The following is a 25,568-nucleotide window of genomic DNA, read 5'->3' on the forward strand; positions in this document are numbered from 1 at the left end:
GCCTATTATACGCAGTCAGACTCGAACTCGTTTGCATAAAACGTTCCGCTTTTTCTAACGATAGATATAACCAGTGACAACGATGAAGCACGGTTAACGATTGTTCAAAATGAACGAAGGAGGTTCCATCCATCATGTCCAGACCGAAATGGATTAACTGGGCCCTTGCAGCTGGTGCGGGAGCACTCGCCCTGACGCTTTTGCTCCCAACATCCAATCGTCAAGAACCTAAGCCTAGTGCGCTGTCCGACTCTGCTCATGAAGAGCATACAAGTAAGCAACGTCTGAAAGTACAGGATGTCAAAGCAACAGATCTCTTGACCCGCATGGACGCCAAGCAACATCTCAGTATCATGCTGGAGAAAACCGCCACAATGAATGCTGCGCAGGTTAGCCGATATGTGAATGATCTCCAAAGTTCACATGAACATATCAGATCCATTCATCTCATGAATACCAATGGCTCTTTTGACAAGCCCTTTGATCAAGCCACCTCACAAGGAAGCAAGTTGGAACAACAGAAGCTTCAACATTCGCTCAACCTTGCCAAAAAAGCGGTAAAAAAACGTCAAAGTTTTGAGTCCTCTTCTTTTCCTTTGGGAAAAGAAAAATATTTTGTGATGGGACAACCCTCCAAAGATGGCAAAAGAGCTGTAATTGCCTTGTTCAGCCAGAACGTATTAAATGCTGTTGAACAACATCAGCGCAAAAATCTGCGCATGATCCCTTATCCGCGTGAGGGTAAATTCAAAATTGAGTCTGTTCACCCTGATACGCTTAACGAAATTACAGTGAAGACCGGACATGATAATGCAAATGCCAGTCATTTTTACGAAAATGAAATCGTCATCCGTTTTCGCCAAGATCCCGGTGAACGGGATATGCGTATCATTAAATCCGATCTGAGAGCGCAATCTGCGCGCAAGCTGGGATACACGTATGTTTTTCGGTCAGAACACATGAGTTACAAACAATTGCATAGTTATTTCGAAAGCAAGTGGAATCCACTTTATATGGAGCCCCACTATATGTATTTAACCAATGATACTGTAACTGAACAAACCGATGTAACGATACCCAATGACATTTTGTTCTCCGATTATCAGTGGAACCTGCCTGCGATCGAGACAAACAGAGGTTGGAATATTACCAAGGGAAACAAAGATGTCATCGTAGCAGTAGTTGATACGGGGGTTGATATGAATCATCCTGACCTGAAGGGCAAGCTCCTTGAGGGTTATAATGTGGTCGAGCCGGGAAGCAAACCGATGGATGATGTGGGACATGGTACACATGTCGCAGGCATTATCGGCGCTATTGTCAACAATAACGAAGGCGTGGCAGGCATGAGCTGGTATAACAAGGTACTACCGGTTAAAGTACTCGACAACTCAGGTTCTGGTACCACGTATGCCGTTGCTGAAGGCATCATCTGGGCAGCCGATCATGGAGCCAAAGTTATCAACATGAGTCTGGGCAATTATGCTGATGCGCAATTTCTTCATGATGCCATTAAATACGCTTTTGACCGGGATATCGTCCTGATTGCAGCCACGGGGAACGATAATACAGAGCGTCCAGGATACCCTGCTGCTTATCCGGAAGTATTTGCCGTATCTGCTACGGACCCGGATATGAGCAAAGCTTCCTATTCCAACTACGGGGACTATGTGGATGTGATGGCTCCGGGGTCCAGTATCGCCAGTACCTATCCAAACAATCAGTATGCGGCCTTGTCTGGAACGTCCATGGCCAGCCCTCATGTAGCCGCACTTGCAGGTTTGATTCGTTCGTTGAACCCGGACTTGACTAACACGGAAGTGATGGATTTGATGCGCCAAAGTGTTATTGACCTCGGTGATCCGGGTCACGACAAGTATTTCGGCTATGGCCAAATCGATGTCTATAAGGCACTGCAAGCCGCATCAGGCAACAGCGCTCCTTTGCAATTCTGGCCGCAACATGTCAGACAACAAATGGATAATACGATGAAAAAGTATACGCAGTAAGCGTAATGAAGATAATCTGTAAAAAATACAAAAGCAGCTGCGCCCCGGGGCGTACGCTGCTCTTTTGGTTTATATCCAATTCCCCGGGGCACCCGCTGCAATTAGCGCTTGCGAGAAGATGTGCGGGCTTTACTTGATTTTTTCACGGATTTTTTCTTCGGATTATGGCTGGATACATAACAAGGGTCTTCTTCTTTGACAACAACAGGATACATGTGGTGATGAATCGGAACACAGTGATGTTTTTTGATCACTTCAATCGGGTGGATGACAGGCACGATTTGTGGGATGTAATAATCCTCAACAACCTGGATCGGGTCACATACAATCGGGCAAAGCGGTGGACAGTAATGGTTCATTTCAAAACCAACTCCCTTTCTGGTGATACTATAACCTATTGCAACAGATCGAAAGTGGATTGGATGTATGTCCATAGTCCGAAAAATTATATGAGCGGTAGCCTGTCCGCCACTGTCCCACCCTGCCCAGGTGTAACTTCGTCAATGACTTGGCACAGTACACGAAGTCCTTCACACAAAAGCTCAACATTTGTTACGGTGAAGCAAATACGCAGACTTGGTGTATCCATCTCTCCTACATAACAGGCGGAACCCGGGAGGAAAGAGACCCCTGCAGCAAGTGACTGATGATGCAACTCACGCATATCCAAGTTACTCGGAAGTTGGAGCCACAGATTGAGTCCTCCCTCTGGCAATCGCCATTGCATGCCCATAGTAGCATGCTCTTCCAGCACTTCAGATGCTGCGCACAAGCGAGAATACAATTCATCCCTCAATCGGGATACATAGACACCGTACTGATTCTGAATAAAAGATTGCAATGCCTTTTGTGTAAGCAGCGGACTCCCCAAATCCGCCGTAGATTTCGCAGCCACAAGCCGGGTCAATACACTTCCGTCTGCAATGGCGCAGGCTATACGGCAACCAGGAGACAGCACCTTGCTGAAGCTTTTGATATATACGACATGACCTGTCCCATCCATCGATTTAATGGATGCCGGAGGAGGGTCCCGAAAATAAAGATCTGCAAACGGATCATCCTCCAGAATGAGGCAGTGGTAGCTTTGCGCGAGATTCAAAAGCTGTGCTCGCCTTCTTGCACTCATCGTGATACCTGTTGGATTGTGATAGGTCGGGATCGTATAGATCAGCTTGGGCGGATAGGTATCACATAACCGGGTCAACAGATCAATACGCATGCCTTCGTCATCCATCGGGACCGTAATGATCTTCGCGCCTCTACTCGTAAATACATCAATAGCTCCGGTATAGCTTGGTGCCTCCATGTATACAACATCCCCAGGTCCGACAAAAGTCCGTGCCACAAGATCGATCCCCTGCTGAGCACCACTTGTAATTAACATGCGTTCAGGTGCAGCCTGTAGTCCACGCTCGGCAAAATGTTCGGCCAAGATCTGTCTAAGCTCACGATCCCCCTGAAAAGATCCGTAAGCTGCCATACGCTCTGTATGATCAGAGGAGAGTCGGTAGGCGCTGTCGATAATCTCTCGTGTAGGCAACAGTTCAGGCTGAATCGCTGACATATGAAGTTCATACCGCACTTGAGGTGACGTATCAAAATGTCTCCAGAGCTGCGCTCGAGGTAAATAATCCACCAGTGCCATCTGCCAATTCCATGACGTACCGGATTCACTGTTGGCATTGTTTCGCTGGGTTCGGTCCACATCCTCCATCTGATCCACGTTCAATGTACCTCTCACATAACAACCTTTCCCCTGGGAGCAGGTGATCAATTGAATCGCTTCAAGTTCAGCATACGCTTTGGATACAGTGACCAGGCTGACACCCAAATCCGCGGTCATTTTACGAACAGATGGAAGTCGGGTTCCGGGTTCAATGAGTCCTGATCGGATGCGATCGGCAATCGTTAGCGCAATCTGCACGTACAATTTGGTACTGCTTCCCCGCTTTAATTCAATATGCATATGTGCTCCCCCAACTGTTATGATCTTCATTTTACTGTTATAGTGTAGTCCGTCTATTATAGTTTATAATATCAGTATAACAGTGAATAACAGGAGATGAGAATAACATGAGTATCCCTTGGTCCAAAATGGCACAAAACACCCCGTCCTCTGTCGTTCGCGACATGCTCCAGGCCGCTCAGGCACCTGGAATGATCTCACTAGCCGGTGGATTACCAGCCCAGACTTCATTCCCGCTGGAAGCCATCCGCGTTGCATATGAAAAAGTATTTATGAGCGGAGCAGCCGCTCTTCAATATGCGGAGACTGAGGGTTACCGTCCTCTTCGCGCCAAAATCGCTGAACGTCTTGAATCCAAGGGCATTCCCGCTTCACCCGATCACATGCTTCTCACTACGGGTTCACAGCAATCCATTGACTTGGTTTGCCGCATCCTTCTCGACCCGGGTGACCGCGTATTGGTTGAATCACCAACCTACCTCGCTGCTCTGCAAGTCATTCATTCCTATCAGGCTGAATCTCACGGCGTAGCTTGTGATGATCACGGCATGTTGCCTGAATCTCTGGAGGAACAGCTCCAGTTGCATCGTCCAAAACTTGTCTATATTAATCCCACGTTCTCCAATCCTACGGGAAAAGTATGGTCGCGAGAAAGAAGACAGCAGGCTGTGGATCTGTGCCGCAAGTACGGCGTACTTATTCTGGAAGATGATCCCTATGGTGAAATTCGGTTTAATCCGGAGCAATTGGATGTCCCTGCTCTCGCAGAACTGGATGCAGTATCCTATGACGGCTCTTCCAATGTTATCTACACCAGTACATTCTCTAAAACGGTAGCACCTGGCCTTCGTACGGGATGGATTCTGGCCGCTCCCGATATTGTCAAAATGGCAGCACGAGCCAAACAAGGTGCCGACTTGCACTCCAGCAGCATTGACCAAAGAGCGCTTCATGCACTACTCGAATCTTTCGATCTGGATGCACATATCCGCCATATTTCAGAGGATTACGAAAAACGCATGAGAACACTGACTACTCTTATGGCAGCCAAAGCATGGGAAGGTATCTCGTGGAATTCACCACAAGGTGGCATGTTCTTGTGGCTGCAATTGCCTGAAGGCATGCTTGCAAGCAATCTGTTCACTTACGGTATCCAGGAGAAAGTGTGCATTGTGCCAGGTGATTCTTTCTATGCAGGTACACCGGAGTTAAACCGCATGCGGATCAACTTTACTCATACGGACCCTGAGCTCCTTCCGGAAGCCGTGGAAAGAATGGATCGCGCCATCCAACGATGGCATGCTTCCTTAACATCGGACAGTGTTGTTACACTGTAATGAACTGTCATAAACGTTTGACTATTCCATTAGCGTATGAAGGTTAATAACTTGATATGAGAAACAAAAATAAGGCGGCAGGCCCGAGAATCTCGGAACTGCCGCCTTATTTTTATAGACCTGTTATCAACAGGAGTTATGTTTTTTTAGATGTTCATGGGTCCTTTCTGATCAGTCAGGTCATCGGATGATTCATACGAGTTGTCCTCGACTGATAGATGGACTACATTGTGTTGTGTTGTTGTTGCAGTTAGGAAAGCTTACCGTAAGCCGGGTTCTGTGCTCTTCGTGGTTCATACGGGAACTACCCTCCCACCAGAAGCGACAATCATCTATCTAGGCCATACATTGCTGCACAGCTCAAGCGACCAACCTAGACACACCTCGGGCTAAGGCTGCCTCCTCCAAAGAGGCGGCTGTGTCCCATTAGGTCTTGCTCCAGATGGGGTTTACCAGGAACGAAGTCACCAGCGTTCCTCGGGGTCTCTTACACCTCGGTTCCATCCTTGCCTGTGCCGGAAAATCCGGCCATCGGCGGTCCATTTCTGTGGCACTATCCTTCAACTCGCGCTGACTGGACGTTATCCAGCATCCTGCCCTGTGGAGCCCGGACTTTCCTCTCGTGGCAACAAAGGCCACCAGCGATTGTCTGTCAAGCTTTCCGAACAACATTACATAGTATACAGGCATTTGAGTTCCCAGACAAGCTTAATATTACTGGGAATCACACAGCAACTGTCTTTTTAGATAAACCGGAATACCTCCGTATTGACCTCTGAAGCTGTAACTTGCGTATCATATCGTTTTTCTTCCAAACGGGAACGAAGCCAATCGGCCGTTTTTGGTTTCATAATCTTCTCTGAATTATGTCCCGGGTCGATGATACACATACCTGCCATTAACGCATCATGAGCCGTGTGATAATCAATATCTCCGGTCACAATAACATCCGCACCTTTGAAGCGGGCAGTGAGCGCATAACGGCTGCCAGATCCGCCAAGAACCGCTGCTTTTTTGATCTGCTTGTTCAGATCTCCTACTACACGGACATGAGGCACATTGAATTGGGTCTTCACGACCTCCACTAGCTCACCTAATGTCTTAGGCTCCCTAAGGGGTCCCAAGCGTCCCAGGCCGAGCGTACGGCCTTTTAAATCCATGGCATAGAGGTCATAGGCCACTTCCTCATACGGATGAGCCTTAAGCATCGCCTGAACGACCTTACTTCTCAGACTTTGGGGTACGATGGTCTCAATACGCATTTCTTCCACACGTTCCATCTGCCCTTGGGTACCGATAAACGGTTGAGCCCCTTCACCAGGTACAAATGTTCCTGTACCTTCCGTGTTAAAGCTGCACTTGTTGTATTGACCGATACTCCCCGCTCCGGCTTCCAGAATGGCCTGAAGAACCTGCTCATGATGGGTACGAGGCACAAAGACAGCCAGCTTGTACAGATGATCTGTGTGTACATCTTCCAGCGATTCTTTACTCTCGATGCCAAGTGCCTCGGCCATCCAGTCATTCATACCACCCTCGGCCACATCCAGGTTTGTATGACTGATATAGACAGCAATATCATGCTTAATCAGCTTTTCATACAATTTACCCATAGGTGTATCTGTACTCAGTGACTTAACCGGACGGAAAATGATCGCGTGATGAGCAATAATCAGGTTGGCTCCGACGCGAATCGCTTCGTCCACCACTTCATCCGTCACATCCAAAGCTACTAACACGTGACTGATTTCTTTTTGCAAACTGCCGAGCTGGAGACCAATGCGGTCATCCGGTACAGCCAGATGTTTGGGAGCGAGTTGCTCCATCAGTTGAATTACAGTTTGACCTTTGGCAAACATGCCAAAACCTCCTTCAAGTTTGCGATAAGACGCTCTACCTCAGCCGCCTTGTCCCGGGAAGAATCCTGATCGGATTTGGAGATGGAGTTAACAACCCCCTGCAGTTTGACGATCTCACTTTCCCATTTGGAAAAAAATACATCCGTCGGTCGATCAACCAAATAAGGTCCCATCCGCAGCAGCAAATCTTCCGTCAATTCTGTCCCGCCTTGAAGCGGACGTGCACGATACACCTCTACATTGGCAATCGGGCTTACAGATTGTGGCATCGCCGTTATAATCTCATAAATCTTGCCATCTTCTTCGAGCAACTGTTCTGCTACAACCACCCAGTGATGCTCCAGTAACCAGCGTCTGAGGATATCCTCACCCACATTTGGTTGCAAAATAAGTAACTGGACTCCTTCCAGTTTGGATATACCTCGGTCCAAAATAGAGGCAATCAAGGCGCCGCCCATGCCTGCGATGGTGATGACATCCACTTCACCCGCAGAGATCACATCAAGACCGTCTCCACGACGCACCGTGATTTTTTCTTTCAAGCCAGCATCGCTGACTTGTTTGCATGCAGCATCATAAGGGCCAGGATTGACTTCACCGGCTACTGCACTTGCAGCTTTCCCACTGCGGATTGCGGCTACTGGCAGCAACGCGTGGTCTGAACCGATATCAGCCATGCGGCTGCCATCGGGAATTTGATCATGTATTTGCTGTAATCGATTCGAAAGTTTCATGAAGCACCTACACCATTCATTTAATTTATTGATTTGCATTGAACAAGGAAAAGCGATAAAATAAAATCCAATAAAACATTTCAAGGATGAATTTCCAAAACCAAGAAATCAAGACGTTTAAATTAAAAATAAAGGAGACCCCGCCGCCGCTAAAGCGTCTTGCGGAAAGTCTCCCATAGTTCGATTATTCGAGGAAATCCTTGAGTCGTTTACTACGACTCGGGTGACGCAACTTACGAAGAGCCTTGGCTTCGATCTGACGAATACGCTCACGCGTAACACCAAATACCTTGCCGACTTCCTCCAGCGTTCTCGTCCGTCCATCGTCCAGACCAAAACGTAGACGAAGCACGTTCTCTTCACGTTCAGTCAATGTATCCAACACATCTTCGAGCTGTTCTTTCAGCAACTCATACGCAGCAGCATCCGCCGGAGCAAGTGCTTCCTGATCCTCAATGAAGTCACCCAGATGGGAATCATCTTCCTCACCAATTGGTGTTTCCAGAGAAACCGGTTCCTGTGCAATCTTCGTAATTTCACGAACTTTCTCTACACTCAGATCCATCTCAGCAGCGATTTCTTCTGGTGTCGGTTCACGACCAAGTTCCTGCAACAGCTGACGGGATACCCGGATCAGCTTATTAATCGTCTCCACCATATGCACAGGGATACGAATTGTGCGCGCCTGGTCAGCAATAGCACGAGTGATCGCTTGGCGAATCCACCATGTTGCATACGTACTGAACTTGTATCCTTTTTTGTGGTCGAACTTCTCAACCGCTTTAATCAGACCCATATTACCTTCCTGAATCAAATCAAGGAACAACATTCCACGTCCAACGTAACGCTTGGCGATACTGACAACGAGCCGTAAGTTAGCTTCAGCCAGACGACGCTTGGCTTCTTCATCCCCGTTCTCAATCCGTTTAGCCAGTTGTACTTCATCATCTGCCGACAACAGTGGCACACGACCAATTTCCTTCAGGTACATACGGACAGGGTCATTGATTTTGATACCTGGCGGCAAGCTCAGATCATCATCAAAGTGGAATTCGTCCTCTCCCTCTCTGGTGTTGTTCTCGGAATCTTCACTAGGACGAAGTGTAACCTCTTCATTGTTTTCATTCACTACATCAATGCCCAGATCGCTCAGTTGCTCATAGAACTCATCCATTTGCTCTGCATCCTGCTCAAAAGGAGAGAGTTTCTCTATAATTTCCTTGTAATTCAGCGAAGCTCTTTTCTTACCTGATTCAATCAATTGATCTTTAACCTGATCCAGTGTCAATTCTGTTTCTAGTTCAGTATGCTGATCATTCGCCATAATTCGACTCCCTCCTCCCTAGAAACATCTAATCATCAGACGTTCACTGTCTCTCTAGGGCAATCATTTCAATTGCAATCTGTGCCGCGCGTACAGAATCACCTGCCCGCTCTGCAGCAATCATTTCTTCTTTTTTCAAATCGTACTCTTTCTTACGCGGATGCTTCAGCACTTCTCTGATGCAATCATCGAGCATTTGAATACTCCATTCACCTGGACCATCCATCATCGAGATTGAACTGACCGTTTTTTCCAGGCGATCGTCATGCAGTGAAGACATAAAACGGCTTGTATCCGACGGTTTGCCTTGCGCATAGTAGGCATATAGATAAGCAGCAATAGCTGCATGATCATCCAAGTTAAAAGCTTCACCAAGATGCTCATTCACGTACTGGGCAGCCTCATCATCCTGCAACATCCAGGCGATCAGTTTGCGTTCAGCTGCGTGGTAAGCCGGCAACAGATTGGGTGTAGGCACCTGCCTATTTTGTTGCCTACCATTATTCCACCTTTTCGGGTTATTATCCCCATACTGGAGGTTATTTTTCATCGCCTCCCGTTCTTCATTACACTCCTGCTTCAATGTTTCGAAGGATACGTCCACTTCTGCAGCCAGTTCACGAAGATACACTTCCCTTTCTGTTGGAGAAGGTAAGGGTGCAATCAACTTTACTGCTTCTTTCGAATAGGCGATTTGTCCGCCACCCTCTAGCAGTATATGGTTTTTTTTTAAGTTTATAAGTTTAAATTTTGTAGTTGTCACGGCACCATCCACAATCTGGTTTCGGAACCGTTCACCACCATGCTTCCGGATAAAATCATCCGGGTCAAGTCCCTCGGGAATGAGAGCCACTTTGACCTGCAATCCAGCTTCCTCAAGAATAGGGAAGTTTTTGAGTGCAGCAGCCTGTCCTGCTCTGTCGCCGTCATAACATATGATGACTTCGTCGCACATCCCTTTGAGCATCAGTGCCTGATTCTCGGTTAGCGCAGTACCCATTGCCGCTACACCATTCTGGATGTCCTGATCCCATGCGGAGATGACATCTCCATATCCCTCGAACAAAATGGCTTGTCTTTGTTTGCGAATTGCATTTTTGGCATGATGCAGATTATAGAGAACACGGCTTTTGTTAAATAACCGGGTTTCCGGTGAATTTAGATACTTCGGTTGCCCATCTCCCAATATGCGTCCTGCAAATGCAATCGGCTTACCGCTCCTACCATTAATCGGGAACATAATCCGGTCTCGGAATCGATCCACATATCCCTGACCTTCATTTCGCGGTGACAGAAGTCCACCCTTTTCCATCTCTTCGAGCGGATAGTTACGTTTCTCAAGAAATTGTACCAGTGTGTCCCAACGATTTGGTGCAAAACCAATCTGGAACTGGTCGATCAACTTGTCGCCAAAACCTCTTGAGCGTAAATACTCCATGGCTGACTTGCCGTGCTCTGTATTTTTCAACAAAAAATGATACAGCTTCGCGGTAAGCTCATAAGCCTCCAACAGACGTTCCGTCTCCGGATTCACATGAGCAGATTCACGCCCTTGCCAGTCCCCCATAGAGATGTGACTTTCTTCCGCCATCGTTTTGACAGCCTCGGGAAAGGATAACCCTTCGATTTCCATCCTGAATTTGATGGCATTTCCACCCGTGCCGCAACCGTAGCAGTAGAAAATTTGTTTCTCAGGTGTAACGGTGAACGAAGGCGTCTTCTCGGAATGAAAAGGACAGAGGCCTTTCATATACTTCCCCTGTTTGGTCAGATGCACAAATCGGCTCACCGTATCGACAATATCATTCTGCTGTAACACCGATTCAATAATACTTTCGGGTATACCGCCTTGTCCGGTACTCATCTCTGGCCACCTTCATCTCTTCAACACGTAAATATAATTCGATAAACTTACACATTCTCCTGCAAATCTTTTAAAAGTTTTGTCAGTTTATGTTGAAACATTTCTCGATCCTGCTCTGTGAAAGGCTTTGGGCCTTTCCCGTAATGACCTCTTTTTCGTGCTTTGGCCGCAGTATGACGAGAATCCAACATGAAATCAATGTCACGATCGTTGAACTCACGACCACGAAAGGACAAAACATAACAACGTTTGCCAAGCGCAAGTGCCGCAAGTCCATAGTCCTGAGTGATAACCACATCATATGGCTTAATATGATTAGCAATATACAGGTCTGCGCTCTGATCACTGCGATCCACTTGCACGGTTCGTACCCCTTCTCCTCCTTGAAGCAAATGATCAAATGAAGAGACTAACAATACGGGGATGTTGAAAAGGCGAGCGGTTTGCGCAATCTCGGTTTTGACCGGGCAAGCATCACCATCCACAACAATGTGGCGTATATTTAACTCACTCAAACCCAGACCACCCGGTTTCATAAAATAGCTGCATATTGTTATATACGACCCCGGCCAGGCAAAATCCTTCTGCCGGAACGAGGGAAATCAAAGGCTAAAATACGGAGCGGTTGTCAAAAATACATTTCACAACCCGTTCCGTATATTTATACCCTCATATATCCTTCTTTAATACTGAATTTTAGCTTTGCGCCAAGTCTGTGGAAAAGGACTCATGAAATATGTCCAATTACCAAACCAACTTTGAAAAATCAGCAAAGCCTTTCAAGTCACGATCAATAGCCGCGAGCAAGGCAAGTCGATTCGCTCGAACAGCTTCATCTTCAGCCATAACCATGACCGAATCGAAGAATGAGGTAATACCATCCTTCCAGGCAGATGCAATAGCCAGTGCTTCAGCAGCATGATGCTGAGTCAACGCCTGGCGATATTCTGCATTCGTTTTGCTCCATGCCTCATGTAGTTGACGTTCTCCATCTTCTGTGAACAGTTCTGGATGTACGGAAGCATTGGATGCTTTGGCAGCCAGATTACCCACACGGTTGAACGATTCAACCGTTGTTTTGAATGCGTCTCCTGTCAGAACAGCCGCCATCAACGCTTCACCTTTTGGAACCACGGCGCTGATATCATCGAATCCGGAAGAAATTACGGCATCCACTACGTCGTAGCGAACGGTTTCGGACAACAATTTTTTCACACGAAGACCAAAGAAGTCTTGCAGATCTTTACGAACCTCTTCATCTGCACGTTTCAACAAGTTCATCTGGGCATGTACTTGAAGTGCTACTCCGAACACGTCTGACAATGTCAGCGGAAGCTTGTGATCCAGCAAAATCTGTACAATACCTGCAGCCTGACGGCGCAGCGCGTACGGATCCTGAGAACCCGTTGGAATAATGTTGATGGAGAAACAACCCACGATTGTATCCATTTTGTCCGCTGCACTCACAATGGCACCAACAAGAGAAGCAGGGGATTGATCTCCAGCGAAACGTGGCTGATAGTGTTCGAATACCGCTTTGGCCACTTCTTCTTTTTCGCCGGCTTTACGAGCGTAATCCTCACCCATCACACCTTGCAGTTCAGGGAATTCTCCCACCATCAGTGTCACCAGATCGAATTTGCAGATATCTGCTGAGCGGCTAACGGATTCTGCAACATCACCGGATACTTGCAGTTTGGCAGCAACACCATCGGCAATCTTGCGAATACGACGCACTTTATCTCCAACCGTTCCCAATTCTTCCTGGAAGACGATACTTTCCAGCTTCGACAATGCATCCTTAATCTGTAACTTCTGATCTTCCTCATAGAAGAACTTGGCATCAGACAGACGTGCACGCAGAACTTTTTCATTCCCTCTGGCAATAACGTCCAGTGAATCACTTCCACCATTACGTACTGTCACGAAGAATGGCAACAATTGTCCTTCACTGTCCAGTACAGGGAAATAACGCTGATGCTCACGCATAGAAGTAATCAATACTTCTTGTGGAATATTCAAGAATGAGGAGTCAAATGTCCCGAACAATACGGTAGGTGTTTCCACCAGGAACAGAACTTCCTCCAGCAAGTCTTCCTTAATCGCAATATCCCATTTTTTCTCAGCAGCCAGTGCCTGAATCTGGGATACAATCATCTGTTCACGTTCCTGGATATCAGCAATGACATGTTCGGAACGCAACACTTCCACGTATGAAGACGGAGTGGAGATCACAGCCTCCTTACCGAGGAAACGATGTCCACGAGTTACATTACCCGACTTAACACCTGTCACTTCCAGATCGATAACCTCACTGCCGAGCATAGCCACAATCCAGCGGATTGGACGTACAAATTTGAAATCATAGGAAGCCCAACGCATGAATTTCGGGAACGTCATGGCATGTAATACAGAAAGTAATCCTTCGCCAACTACAGAAGCCGTCTCCACACCTTTGCTGCTCTTCGTTGCATAGATATATTCAACGCCGTTCAGTTCCTTGAACGTGAACTGGTCGGGTTCAACACCTTGACTGCGGGCGAATCCGAGTGCAGCCTTGCTCCAATTGCCACTGTCATCCAGGGCAATTTTGCGTGAAGGACCTTTCACTTCTTCCTCGATATCTTCCTGCTTTTCAGCCACATTGTGAATCAAAACAGCCAGACGGCGCGGTGTAGCATATGCATTCACTTCACCATAAGCAATGCGGGATGCGTCAAGCCATTTCACGACACGTTCTTGCAGCTGTGCGATTGCTGCGCGCATAAAGCGTGCAGGTACTTCTTCCAGCCCTATTTCAAACAACAGATCCTTAGACATGCTCGGCTCCCCCTTTCTTGATCAGCGGGAAGCCTAGCTTCTCACGCTCTTCCATATATGTTGCAGCGACTTGGCGAGCCAGATTACGAACACGTGTGATGTAACCCGTACGTTCCGTTACACTGATGGCTCCACGTGCATCCAACAGGTTGAACGTGTGGGAACACTTCAGCACATAGTCATATGCCGGGAATACCAGATGCTGCGCCATGGCCTTGTTTGCTTCTTCTTCATGCATGTTGAAGAGTGTAAACAGCATTTTGACATCAGATACTTCAAACGTATATTTAGAGTGTTCGAATTCTGGCTGACGGAATACATCACCATAAGTGATACCTTCAACCCATTCCAGATCAAACACATTCTCTTTATCCTGAATGTAAGAAGCCAAACGCTCCATACCGTACGTAATTTCAACAGCTACCGGATTTGTCTCGATACCACCAACCTGTTGGAAATACGTAAATTGCGTAATTTCCATGCCGTCCAACCAGACTTCCCAACCAAGACCTGCACAACCAAGGGAAGGATTCTCCCAGTTATCTTCAACAAACCGAATATCATGTTTGAGCGGGTCAATGCCCAGACGCTTTAGACTTTCCAGGTAAATTTCCTGAATATTGTCCGGAGAAGGCTTGATGATTACCTGGAACTGATGATGCTGGTAGAGCCGGTTAGGGTTCTCACCATAACGTCCATCCGAAGGACGACGGGAAGGCTCCACATAGGCCACTTTCCAAGGTTCGGGTCCAAGCGAGCGTAAAAAGGTCATCGGGTTCATCGTACCTGCCCCTTTTTCCGTATCGTATGGCTGGACAATAATACAGTTATGCTCGGCCCAGAATTGTTGCAGCGTTAGAATCATCTGCTGAAAATTCATAATCATGCTCCTTTTCAATGGTTTGTTAGCAAGCTTAGGACGGTGAAGACAACAATAAATAGCCCCCGTCCTACGCCTGTTGTACAGACGTAGGGACGAGAGCTATTCCCGCGGTTCCACCCTACTTGGCTTAGATCAAACAGGATGATCCTGTTCGTTCCAGCCCACTTTTCCGTGTCCATTCATGCTCCCGAGTGCCGTTTCAAAGACCGATTCAGCCAGGCTCCCACCATCCCCGGCTCGCTCATTCATGATTACCAAGTGTTAAACAAAGACTTGTCTCCATAAATGCAATAAATCCAGTCTTTTACTTTCTCGTTCAATGCATGTCTCATAAAGAGAAATTATATTTCATAATATATAAAATCTAGTATGAAGTCAAGATATAGTTTCACTTCCACCAAAACGCCTCAAATCCCGTACTTCTCCATCTGATCGAGGAAAGAACGGGATTTAAGATTCAGACCAAGCTGATGATCCATAAAGGCACGCATCAACTTTTTGATCTCATCACGGGTAGACTCACTCACTGATATATTCCCCAAGCGCTGCAGATCCAACTGCGCGAACAAACGCAACAACTTCAGAGCCTTTGGACTTACGGACATCGCGGGAGGATCGAAATGTTTGCATGCTCGACATAAGACGCCACCAAGTCTGGGACTTATGAACAACTGCTCATCTGGTCGCTCCTGGTTGCAGGAGATGCACTCATCGAACTGTGGACCATATCCGGATGCCTGTAATATTTTCATTTCGTACAGACTTGTAATAACAACCGGGTCTTTCTCTTCCTTCAACGCCTGCAAACACGCCTTTAACTGTTTGAACCAAAATGTACCTGTCTCTTCATCCTGAAGCACCCGATCCAATAGTTCACACGCATAAGAAGCATATGAGGCCTTGACCAGATCTTCACGCAACTCATGATAAGATTCAACAATTTCTCCAGCGTTCAGTGTGCCTAGACCTGTATTGCGAAAATATACATATTGACCATACGTAAACGGCTGCACCAGTGCAGCATGTCGGCTCTTGGGCTTTTTGGCACCGCGGACGAGTACCCCTACTTTCCCGCCGCTTTCGGTGCAAAGCGTAATGATTTTGTTCCCTTCGCCGTAGTCCATGCTGCGGATGACAATCCCTTCCACCCTGTATAGCATGCCTCGTCACCTAACCATTCCCGAATCAGCCAGTTATCCTTCGGCTTCTTCATCTTCAATCACTTCCCTTGCATGATCCGACTCCTGTCCTAACGAGTTACACGCCTCGGTATATAACAAATAGGACTCTACATCCCCCGTCATCGCAAAAACCTTCCACGAAAAATCTCGCATCGGAATTTCATCCTCTCTTCGGAAATGACGTCTGCATCTACCAAATAGGATGGAGTCTTGCAAGGTAAACTATGTGTTGCAATTACTGGATACAATTCCGACGATCAGTCGCGGCCAAAGCCAAGGTCACGCAGAACTCTATCCTGATTTCTCCAGTCTTTTTTCACTTTAACCCACAGGTCCATGAAAATTTTGGAGCCGAGCAAGTTTTGAATATCGTGTCGAGCTCGTTTACCTACTTCTTTCAGAAGGGCACCCTGCTTCCCGATAATGATCCCTTTTTGGGAATCCCGTTCTACAAAAATGACAGCTGAGATATAAACGACACCGTTATCTTGCACTTTCATATCTTCGATCGTTACAGCAATGGAGTGAGGCACTTCTTCACGAGTCATTTGCAGAATTTTCTCACGAATCAACTCGGCACATACAAACTGCTCCGGATGGTCAGTAACCTGGTCATCAGGATAGTACTGTGGACCTTCTGGCAAATACTTGCCGAGCTGTTCCAGCAACGTGCTGACATTGCTGCCAAGCATGGCAGAGACAGGAACGATTTCAGCGAAATCGTGAAGCTTGCGATACGTCTCAATGAGTGGCAGCAGTGCTTCCGGCTCAATTTTGTCAATTTTATTCATGACAAGAATGACAGGTGTACGGATATTTTTCAATTGTTCCGCAATGTAACGGTCACCGCCACCCAAACCCTCCGAAGCGTCAATCAGGAACAGTGCTGCTTCTACTTCTCCGAGCGTATTCAAAGCAGTCTGGTTCATGTAATCGCCAAGTTTGGATTGACGTTTGTGAATACCGGGTGTATCCAGGAAAACGATTTGCTGATGTTCGGATGTATACACACCATGAATTTTATTACGTGTGGTTTGTGGCTTGTCCGACATAATCGCAATTTTCTGTCCGATCACCTGGTTCATCAATGTGGATTTACCTACGTTTGGACGTCCAATAATGGCTACAAAACCGGATTTAAATGCTTGTTTTTTCATATGTTCCTCCTCAGGCGCCTAGGCCTGGAATATTGGTTTATTTTTTGGCAGAATTCAGATCAGAAGGCCCAAAAGCCCAAGGTAACAGTTCAGCAACGGTGGTCTCTTGCAGATCACCTTTCAAGTTCCCCAAGATGACTTTCATATCAGGTTCACACAGTTCGTACATGACCTGACGACATACGCCACATGGAGCAATCGGACCATCCGTGTCGCCCACAATGGCAATCGCTGTGAAGCTGCGAGGCTTCTGCCCACCTGCAATGGCACTGAACATCGCCGTACGCTCAGCACAGTTACCTGGTGTATACGCAGCATTCTCAATATTACAACCATGATGCACATGACCTTCACTGTCAAGCAAAGCCGCGCCAACACCAAAATGGGAGTAAGGCGTATACGCCTTCGTACGTGCCTTAATTGCTTCTTGCATTAACAAACCGTTATCCATTAATGTTCTCTCCCTTAGGGTGCAATATAAAGTTACTACCTACGGATTAAGTTCAACCAAAGCCAAATTCACACTAGCCACTCCGAGTCCAGAATAACCCTTCGATCGCTGTTATCCCCAGATTTTTTGATTCACTTTTTCATTGTGAAAATCCGGGGATAAAGGCGAACGCTTCGCTTCTACGGTTTATTCCTGCCCTCTTCGTTATCGTGTAATGTCAACAAGTTCAACTTAAAAAAGGTCTAACTTCACAAATTTGTGTAGTATTAAAATCAAACAAAACGAATCAAAACAAAGTTAATACAAATCAGTACAAACCTAACCAGCTCATCACCGGCTTAATGAAAACGATACAACCGATGATGACGGCGAATACCGCAGCCAGAAGAACTGCCCCGGCCGCGGTATCCTTTGCCGCTTTTGCCAGCGGATGGATATGGGGGTGTGCCAAGTCAACCGCTGCCTCTACAGCCGTGTTCATCAATTCAGTCACCAGGACCAAAAAGACAGCGGTCAGCACAAACATCCAATCCGTTCTTGAGATTCTGAAAAAAAAGCCGGCTACACACATCAAAATAGCCACTCCCGTGTGAACTCTCACATTACGCTGAGTCCGCAACCCATATGCGATTCCTTCCGCAGCATTGCGGAATACCAGACCCCAGGAGCGTCTTTTCATTATCGTGTCAACCCGGCCTGGGCCAATACCGCTTCTTGTTTGCCCATCATTTCAGCCTCACTTGCTTCATCCTGATGGTCGTATCCGAGCAGGTGCAAGAAACCATGGACAAACAGAAAACCAAGTTCACGTTCAAATGAGTGTCCATACTCTTCACTTTGCAGGATGGTCCGTGGTACGGAAATGATGATGTCTCCAAGAACATCCGGCATTTCTTCCATTTCTTCATCTTCGTCCAGCTCATAGATAATATCTAGTTCTTCATCCACCGTTTCGTTCATCGCAAAAGACAGTACATCCGTAGGACGGTCAATGCCGCGATAATCACGGTTCAACTCATGGATCTGCTCATCATTCACAAAAGTCAGAGCCACTTCTCCGTCTGCAACACCTTCCGCTTCTCCAGCTAGATTCAGCAACTGTTCCAGCATTGCAATCATCGGTTCTGTAATTTCTTTATCCTGTTGTTCATTATTCCATGCCAGGTTAAGACTCATTCTTTCATAACTCCTGTCTACTAATATTAGAGGTTGTTCAAAAAGCCCGCTTTTGATTACGAAGGATGCCTAGGGGCATCATCAGCATCGAATATGGAATTCAGCCGAAATGTCCGTTGCTCACGTAGTTTTCCCTACGCTCCGCTACTCCATTTCTAGCTTCATCCCATCTTCTCGGTACTGAAAACCGACCTTTTTGAACACGAACTATTATTGAATTAGCCTGCTTCGGGTGAAGTGGGCTTTGGTTTCTTAATCTCCTCCGGATATTCTATCCTGGAGTGGAAGATACCCATCACCGTTTCCTTCAATGTCCTAGCGACGATATCCAGTTCACGCATCGTAAGGTCACAATCATTGAATTGATGATCGTCCAATCGTCCTTTAATAATCTTCTCAATCATGGACTCCACTTGCTCCACGGTCGGTTTGCGCAAAGATCTCACAGCAGCCTCCACACTATCGGCAATGCCAACAATAGCCGATTCCTTGGACTGAGCCTTCGGCCCAGGGTAACGGAAATCTTCTTCCGTGAAATCAGGCTCAACGCCTGCTTCTTCCGCCTGGCGCAGTGCTTTGTGATAGAAATAGTGGAGAAATGTCGTGCCGTGATGCTGTTCCGCAATATCCCGAATAGGTCTGGGCAGCTTGTAATCCTTCTGCATTTCCACCCCATCGCGCGCATGGGCAACGATAATGGATTTGCTCAGTTTCGGATCAATTGAATCATGCGGATTCTCCATATTGTTTTGATTTTCAATAAAATAGATGGGCCGCTTTGTCTTGCCAATATCATGATAATACGAACCCACTCGGCAGAGCAATCCGTTAGCTCCTATGGCTTCTGCTGCTGCTTCGGACAGATTACCTACCATAACGCTGTGATGATAGGTACCCGGTGTCTCCGTCAGCAACTTGCGAAGAAGCGGATGGTTCGGATTAGATAGTTCTACCAGTTTGAGCGCTGACAAAATGCCAAATGAAGTTTCGAAAAATGGCATCAGCCCAATGACCAGTATGGCAGTCAGCACTCCACCAGCAAATGCAAACCCAACGCCATACAGTGTCGTAGTTCGATTCCAATCGCCCGAGTCAATCAAAGCCAGGGTGAAAACGGCTATGGACCCGAACAGACAGACCATAATGGCCCCTTTCAGGATCGTTGATCGCTGGCTAGCCTTATGAGTTGCGAAGATCGCAACAAATGAAACTAATACAGCGAAGAAACCCAGTTCGAAGTCAAAAAGTTGACCCTGATGCGTATTCAAAATAATGCTGGACAACATACCGATCAAAATCGAACATACAAAGGCAAGCGACGTATCCAGCAAGAGCGCAATTAACATCGCTCCTACCGCAACAGGTGCAAGGAAGCCAACATAAGACCTCTCATTGGTCTGGATAATCGCCGTCACATGCATAACCACAATCGTAATAATAAAAATGAGAACAAGCATCAACAGCTGGGCATTATTATACTTAAAATGTGTTCCGCTGCCTTGCTGAATATACATCAGAATGGCTGCTGACAACAGGCAGGAAAACATAAGAAGCCCAAGCTGCGGCCAGTAGTTCACTTCATTTTTCAGCAAATCATTTTCATCCAGCAAAGTATACATCTCCGGAGTGATCATCTCACCCTTGGCAACTAATGTGTCCCCTTGCTTGATAAAGACGGTTTGCGTGTTCTCACGCGCCTGTACTTTGGCTTCCTTGGTTCCCTCTTCATCGTAGAAACGGTTCGCTGTCACCACTAGGCGAGCAAGCTCTTGCACGACCTCACGTTGCGTTCGCTTACCAAGAGAGCTGACACTCACCATTTCAGCTACTTTGGCACGGGCAGTGGTTGCATCGCTGATCTGATCCGTCATTAACCGGGCAACAATATCCCTCGCAACCGGTTTCATCTCCTGGATATCATCCGATGTCAGACGCGAGATTTTGATGTAAGTTTCTTCGGGAATACGGTAGCTTTGCTCCTGTACCACATTTCTGATCTCTTCCAAAAGAGTCTCGGAGTATGTACCGGCTTTCCGATTATTATTGATATAGTTGGTCACAAAGTCCTTCTGGCGCTGCGGAATTTCATCCTTATAAATATCAATCTTGTCCTGACTTGAAATCTGATCATCCTGATTTAATCGATCTACACGGTCAAGCAGGGTAGTCATCAAATTTTCGTTTCGCAACTGGACAATCTGAAATATCGGCTGTACCCGTTCTGCAGCTTCTTCCTGTGCTTTGAGTGTGGCCTTGTTATTCGGAATCTGCATGGGCGCAGCAATATCCACTTCACTCCGTGTACCTTCCTGAATATCATACCGCTCAGGGAGCAACTTGGAAGCCAGACTCACGTAGAAAAGAATCACCAGAAACAAAAACAGAAGATAGCGTGCCCACACGCTATACTTCCATCCTGTAGCCTTATTCTGAAAAGATTTGCCTTTTGACGGTTCCTTCGAGGTCACTTTAGACAATCCCTTTCTATGCTTGATTTTCTGCGGCGTGGTTGTAAGCCACGATAATTTTCTGGACAAGGGAATGCCGGACAACATCTTGCTCGGCAAAATAGACAAATCCAATCTCGTTAACTTCGTTCAAGATCGTATTCGCTTCCACAAGTCCGGATTTCTTACCACGCGGTAAATCAATCTGTGTCACATCTCCGGTGATGACCATTTTGGAGCCAAAACCAAGACGGGTTAGAAACATCTTCATCTGTTCCGGCGTTGTATTCTGTGCTTCATCCAGAATGATGAAGGAGTCATCCAGCGTACGCCCCCGCATATAGGCGAGTGGCGCGATTTCGATCAACCCTCGCTCCAGTGCCTTAGCGGTCTGTTCCTGTCCCATAACGTCATACAGGGCATCGTACAGTGGTCTCAGATACGGGTCTACCTTCTCCTGAAGATCACCTGGCAAAAACCCAAGACTCTCTCCCGCTTCAACAGCAGGCCGTGTGAGTACAATGCGTTTGACGCTGCCTTCTTTAATTGCAGCAACAGCCAGTACAACAGCAAGGTAGGTTTTACCCGTACCGGCAGGACCAATGCCAAATACAATATCACGTTTTTTAATTGTAGTTACATAGTGCTTCTGTCCAATGGTTTTAACACGGATTGGTTTACCTCGGTATGTCGTCGTAATCTCGCCCTTGAACAGATCCAATAGCTGGTCTGCCCGCATATCCTTGGCAAGTTCAATCGCATACTTCACATCTCTTTCAGTTAACACATATCCGTTGCGTATCAATTGCAGTAACACATCAAATAATTGTTCAAGCGATTCCACTTGCTTTGCGTTGCCGAAAATCACAATCTCCGCTTCACGGGATGCAATCTGGGCAGGAATCTCGGATTCAATCAGTTTAAGAAAAGTATCTTGGGGTCCAAAAAGAGACTGACCCTCTCCCGCACTCTGGAGCGAGATTTGTATGCTGCGTGTTTGCTCTGACAAATATCCTCATTCTCCTTGACTATGGACTAGCGGAAGTTCCTCCGCAATGCTTTCTTCTACTTCAAATAAGACTTTCATATAAACTTTACCATTCTCTTTCTTCTCATGCAAAATTTTTTCACTTATAATTTTCGTTCCTTTACCGTTTTTGGCGATAATGTCGTTCCTTGCTCCTTCCAATCCTTTCGTTCTGGCCCATTCTATCGTCTGCTGTTCCTCATGCTCTCGGGTCTCCAGATCTTTCTCTGTCAGCCAACCCATCGGGAGTGTGAAGGATCGCCACGTCAATGGTCTGTGATTACTCTCGGTATCAAATGAACTGAACGGTGTACTACCGTACCCCCACAGTTGGATCGCCCAATTCCCCAGCACCATGTAAAAACGTTCTTTGCTCTCACCTGTCATTGTATTATGTTTTTGCACCAGTGGAACCTCTACCTGATACTCACGCCACACCAGACCACGAACTTCACCTTTGGCAACGATGGTTTTGGTGTTCTCCTCATCCCCGAGAATCCCCGAGATCAATACCTGACCCTTTTTGACACGCATGTCCTTCTGAACTACAGGGCGTCCCTGCTCCGCATAGATTTGAGTGACAACAGCATCTGACTTGCTAATCAGATGTCTAGGGTTCAGTAATGGTTCGCGCTTTGGTTGGGCAGATTCTACGACCTGAATGGTAATGGTTGTCCCCTCTTTGCTGACGCCAATCCAGGTTACATCCGGCAGAGCGAGTGCAAGCTGCCTGGAGAGCTTGTCTTGGCTTTCCAGACGGAACCCCCATTGGAAAGGATATATGCCCTCTTTCTTCGCTGCTGCGAGCACCTCGTCGGTGGGAATGGTGACGTTACCCTTGACCTCCACATCCCATACCATGGACGACAACGCAAACAAAGCTACCACAAAAAACAGCATCCCCCCAAGAAAGAACTTCCTCCGCAATAAACGGGCCGCAAAAAAGGGGAAACCGCTGCGATGGGTTACTTTCACCCTGCAGCCTGTCCGTTTCAACACAGGACGCAACCTGAAAAAATGCGGCAGCAGAATGTTCATCTCTGCCACGCGTCCATCGTGAGCACGCAGGTTCCAAACTTCCAGTCCCTGCTCTGCCACCGTGTTAATTAATGTTTCAATGTCTCCCCCAGTGACCGTGATTCGGACTGCTCCCCGCAGTTTATACAGACTGGGCTGCTTCATCCGTTCCCCTCCACTCCATTCATATGAATATCCAGAATCGTTCCTTCAACAGCTACTTCATCCGGCAAAATATTACGTATCACCAAGGCAGTTCCTTTGATCTCTAACTGGCCTTGGGAAAGAGCCAACACGATACGATCCGGCGTGAAATGGATGACACCGCGATGATTCTCTATATACAGTTGCTTACTGCCGATCAGGGTTAACCGTGGCATATCATAAAGCACATCCTGCGGCAGATCCAACACTTCACTGGTCCATCTGCGCAGCTTGCGGCTGATCCGGGTCATTCGAAGGTCTTCCCCCTTCCTCTACAGTTCAACTTATGCGCAGATTCATGAATTTATGAAAATTCCGGAGCGTGTTAGGTAGGAATGTTGAGAAAAAAGTGAAGAACACAGAAAAAGCCGTCTCTGGCGGCTTTTGGCTCACCAGAGACGGCTCTATTCCCGTCCAACAGCATAACTTACTACAGTTTCCCTCTTGTACCAAACGGCTGCTTGGAACGGGGGGGACCCAGTACTTCTGCCCATAATACACCTGTGCGGACATCTTCAGAACGAAGTGGAGACACTCCCGATTCACCCGTGCTGGGTATATCCCAACTGGAATCAGACACAACAGGTTTATTCGCAGAAGAGAAGCGATTTAATCTCTCTTGAATCAAGCGCTGCTGTTCTTCCATACCTCTCATCTGTGCCTCAAGTGAATTCTCCATGGCACTCATCGTGCCCTCACTTCTGTAGTCAGTTTCGGGGCGAGAAGATGCAGCAGGCTCTGAATACGGCTCATCATACTGATTCTTATATTGCACGTCATCATACCGATCGTCATACTGTTCATCATAGCGGGGGTCTGCAGGTCCGGAAGACTGCTGCGGAGATGAATTGTCTCTTGAACGTTCATCCCGGCCTGAATCACCACTGCCTCCAAATGTAGGCATCCCGTTGGCAGGACGCTTTTTGTTCGGATCAGCCGATTTGGCAGCTTTCCCCAAGAAGGAGAAGAGTGCAAAACCGATGACGGCCACAATATACAGATTATTAAAAATCCATTCAAATAGGCCCATATGCACTCACCGCCTATCTTCCGTTTTTGGAATCACCCTGATCGTTGGAATTCGAACCTTCACCAGGTTTTCCTAATGTGTTGCGCATCTGAGTATCCGCTTCAATATTTTTGAGATTCATGTAATCCATAACACCAATTTTCCCACTACGTAAAGCCTCTGCCATTGCAAGTGGTACTGCGGATTCAGACTCAACAACACGCGCTCTCATTTCCACAACGCGCGCTTTCATCTCTTGTTCTTGGGCTACAGCCATTGCACGACGCTCTTCTGCTTTCGCCTGAGCAATTCGCTTGTCAGCTTCTGCCTGCTCGGTTTGCAGGAATGCACCAATATTTTTACCAATATCCACGTCCGCAATATCAATGGACAGTATCTCAAAGGCAGTTCCAGAATCCAGTCCTTTGGACAGGACTGTACGAGAGATCAGATCCGGATTTTCCAACACCACTTTATGCGTTTCTGCTGAACCGTTGGTACTTACGATCCCTTCACCGACACGGGCAATGATCGTCTCTTCACCGGCACCGCCGACGAGTCGGTCAATATTCGCACGAACTGTAATTCTTGCTCGAACTTTAACTTCAATACCATCTTTTGCCACCGCAGATACAACAGGCGTTTCGATAACACGCGGGTTAACACTCATTTGGACCGCCTGTAATACGTCACGACCAGCAAGGTCAATCGCAGCAGCACGTTCGAATTCAAGTGGAATGTTTGCACGCTGAGCAGCAATCAGAGCGTTTACAACACGGTCAACATTACCACCCGCCAGAAAGTGACTTTCCAGTTGGTTCATGGTTAATTCAAGGCCCGCTTTTCTTGCTTTAATCAGAGGATTTACGATCCTGCTAGGTGTTACACGTCTAAGTCTCATGGCTACCAGTGTAATGATACTAACACGGACACCGGATGCAATAGCTGAGATCCAGAGCATGACCGGGAAAAAGCTGAAAAATACGCTCAGTACGATAATCGCAACTACCGCAATGAGCAAAACCGTAATCATAGTTGGTTCCATAGTAAAATTTCCTCCATTTGCAATTCAAATTTGATAAATACTTCAACAGTCATTCATG

The 25,568-nt window shown here is 47.0% G+C and carries 23 protein-coding genes and 1 other RNA gene; 2 read left to right on the top strand and 22 right to left on the bottom strand.

Annotated elements, in window-relative coordinates:
* Positions 1-134 precede the first annotated feature (134 nt).
* Positions 135-2,009, top strand: a complete 1,875-nt coding sequence (locus MHB85_RS22070; RefSeq protein WP_105599723.1) for a S8 family peptidase — start codon at positions 135-137, stop codon at positions 2,007-2,009.
* A gap of 101 nt (positions 2,010-2,110) precedes the next feature.
* On the opposite strand, the gene MHB85_RS22075 is transcribed toward MHB85_RS22070, so the two are convergent.
* The gene (locus tag MHB85_RS22075; protein WP_076211601.1) at positions 2,111-2,368 is read right to left on the bottom strand and encodes a hypothetical protein; all 258 of its coding nucleotides are present in this window, start codon (positions 2,366-2,368) and stop codon (positions 2,111-2,113) included.
* An 86-nt stretch (positions 2,369-2,454) separates the two neighbouring features.
* On the bottom strand, positions 2,455-3,975 hold the full coding sequence (pdxR, locus tag MHB85_RS22080) for a MocR-like pyridoxine biosynthesis transcription factor PdxR (RefSeq protein ID WP_192134199.1): 1,521 nt from the start codon (positions 3,973-3,975) through the stop codon (positions 2,455-2,457).
* Positions 3,976-4,082: 107 nt separating this feature from the next.
* Here pdxR and MHB85_RS22085 point away from each other — a divergent pair, with 107 nt between their 5' ends.
* Positions 4,083-5,312 (top strand): aminotransferase-like domain-containing protein, encoded by a 1,230-nt coding sequence (locus MHB85_RS22085; protein ID WP_091014010.1) that lies wholly within the window; start codon positions 4,083-4,085, stop codon positions 5,310-5,312.
* A gap of 251 nt (positions 5,313-5,563) precedes the next feature.
* On the opposite strand, the gene rnpB is transcribed toward MHB85_RS22085, so the two are convergent.
* The 20 genes from rnpB to floA all read right to left on the bottom strand — a co-directional run bounded on the left by rnpB (position 5,564) and on the right by floA (position 25,510).
* Positions 5,564-5,973: RNase P RNA component class A (gene rnpB / locus MHB85_RS22090), an RNA gene on the bottom strand.
* A gap of 82 nt (positions 5,974-6,055) precedes the next feature.
* On the bottom strand, positions 6,056-7,171 hold the full coding sequence (locus tag MHB85_RS22095) for a Nif3-like dinuclear metal center hexameric protein (RefSeq protein WP_192134202.1): 1,116 nt from the start codon (positions 7,169-7,171) through the stop codon (positions 6,056-6,058).
* Positions 7,147-7,905, bottom strand: coding sequence for a tRNA (adenine(22)-N(1))-methyltransferase (locus tag MHB85_RS22100; RefSeq protein WP_192134204.1), 759 nt, complete (start codon positions 7,903-7,905; stop codon positions 7,147-7,149). Before MHB85_RS22100 ends, MHB85_RS22095 begins: the two co-directional genes overlap by 25 nt.
* A gap of 184 nt (positions 7,906-8,089) precedes the next feature.
* Positions 8,090-9,229 (bottom strand): RNA polymerase sigma factor RpoD, encoded by a 1,140-nt coding sequence (rpoD, locus tag MHB85_RS22105; protein ID WP_017687256.1) that lies wholly within the window; start codon positions 9,227-9,229, stop codon positions 8,090-8,092.
* 43 nt (positions 9,230-9,272) lie between these two features.
* Positions 9,273-11,093: a DNA primase gene (gene dnaG / locus MHB85_RS22110; protein WP_091014001.1), complete on the bottom strand. Its 1,821-nt coding sequence runs from the start codon at positions 11,091-11,093 to the stop codon at positions 9,273-9,275.
* A 47-nt stretch (positions 11,094-11,140) separates the two neighbouring features.
* Positions 11,141-11,608 carry a YaiI/YqxD family protein gene (locus tag MHB85_RS22115; protein WP_017687254.1) on the bottom strand — a complete coding sequence of 156 codons (468 nt, stop codon included), beginning with the start codon at positions 11,606-11,608 and terminating at the stop codon, positions 11,141-11,143.
* A 229-nt stretch (positions 11,609-11,837) separates the two neighbouring features.
* Positions 11,838-13,913 (bottom strand): glycine--tRNA ligase subunit beta, encoded by a 2,076-nt coding sequence (gene glyS / locus MHB85_RS22120; protein WP_192134207.1) that lies wholly within the window; start codon positions 13,911-13,913, stop codon positions 11,838-11,840.
* Positions 13,906-14,793, bottom strand: coding sequence for a glycine--tRNA ligase subunit alpha (gene glyQ / locus MHB85_RS22125; protein WP_017687252.1), 888 nt, complete (start codon positions 14,791-14,793; stop codon positions 13,906-13,908). Before glyQ ends, glyS begins: the two co-directional genes overlap by 8 nt.
* Before the next feature lie 410 nt (positions 14,794-15,203).
* Positions 15,204-15,956: a DNA repair protein RecO gene (gene recO / locus MHB85_RS22130; RefSeq protein WP_047843778.1), complete on the bottom strand. Its 753-nt coding sequence runs from the start codon at positions 15,954-15,956 to the stop codon at positions 15,204-15,206.
* 33 nt (positions 15,957-15,989) lie between these two features.
* Positions 15,990-16,130 (bottom strand): YqzL family protein, encoded by a 141-nt coding sequence (locus MHB85_RS22135; RefSeq protein ID WP_091013993.1) that lies wholly within the window; start codon positions 16,128-16,130, stop codon positions 15,990-15,992.
* A 104-nt stretch (positions 16,131-16,234) separates the two neighbouring features.
* Positions 16,235-17,134 (bottom strand): GTPase Era, encoded by a 900-nt coding sequence (gene era / locus MHB85_RS22140; RefSeq protein WP_047843779.1) that lies wholly within the window; start codon positions 17,132-17,134, stop codon positions 16,235-16,237.
* 37 nt (positions 17,135-17,171) lie between these two features.
* Complete coding sequence (locus tag MHB85_RS22145; RefSeq protein WP_036615035.1) at positions 17,172-17,585, bottom strand: cytidine deaminase; 414 nt, start codon at positions 17,583-17,585, stop codon at positions 17,172-17,174.
* A 307-nt stretch (positions 17,586-17,892) separates the two neighbouring features.
* Positions 17,893-18,264, bottom strand: coding sequence for a diacylglycerol kinase family protein (locus MHB85_RS22150; protein ID WP_017687246.1), 372 nt, complete (start codon positions 18,262-18,264; stop codon positions 17,893-17,895).
* Positions 18,264-18,761, bottom strand: coding sequence for an rRNA maturation RNase YbeY (gene ybeY, locus MHB85_RS22155; protein ID WP_036674804.1), 498 nt, complete (start codon positions 18,759-18,761; stop codon positions 18,264-18,266). The genes MHB85_RS22150 and ybeY overlap by 1 nt, the downstream gene beginning before the upstream one ends.
* Before the next feature lie 218 nt (positions 18,762-18,979).
* Positions 18,980-21,229 carry an HD family phosphohydrolase gene (locus tag MHB85_RS22160; protein WP_091013988.1) on the bottom strand — a complete coding sequence of 750 codons (2,250 nt, stop codon included), beginning with the start codon at positions 21,227-21,229 and terminating at the stop codon, positions 18,980-18,982.
* A gap of 16 nt (positions 21,230-21,245) precedes the next feature.
* Positions 21,246-22,217, bottom strand: coding sequence for a PhoH family protein (locus MHB85_RS22165; RefSeq protein ID WP_192134209.1), 972 nt, complete (start codon positions 22,215-22,217; stop codon positions 21,246-21,248).
* A gap of 6 nt (positions 22,218-22,223) precedes the next feature.
* A complete protein-coding gene (gene yqfD / locus MHB85_RS22170; protein WP_091013986.1) occupies positions 22,224-23,417 on the bottom strand; it encodes a sporulation protein YqfD in 1,194 nt (397 codons plus the stop codon).
* Complete coding sequence (gene yqfC / locus MHB85_RS22175) at positions 23,414-23,707, bottom strand: sporulation protein YqfC (protein WP_017687241.1); 294 nt, start codon at positions 23,705-23,707, stop codon at positions 23,414-23,416. Before yqfC ends, yqfD begins: the two co-directional genes overlap by 4 nt.
* Before the next feature lie 179 nt (positions 23,708-23,886).
* Entirely contained in the window at positions 23,887-24,486 is a 600-nt protein-coding gene (locus tag MHB85_RS22180) for a hypothetical protein (protein ID WP_091013984.1), read from the bottom strand.
* Between the two features lie 13 nt (positions 24,487-24,499).
* On the bottom strand, positions 24,500-25,510 hold the full coding sequence (gene floA / locus MHB85_RS22185) for a flotillin-like protein FloA (RefSeq protein WP_091013981.1): 1,011 nt from the start codon (positions 25,508-25,510) through the stop codon (positions 24,500-24,502).
* Positions 25,511-25,568: the final 58 nt, after the last annotated feature.

This window comes from Paenibacillus sp. FSL K6-4396 (assembly GCF_038002525.1).
Classification (GTDB): domain Bacteria; phylum Bacillota; class Bacilli; order Paenibacillales; family Paenibacillaceae; genus Paenibacillus; species Paenibacillus amylolyticus_B.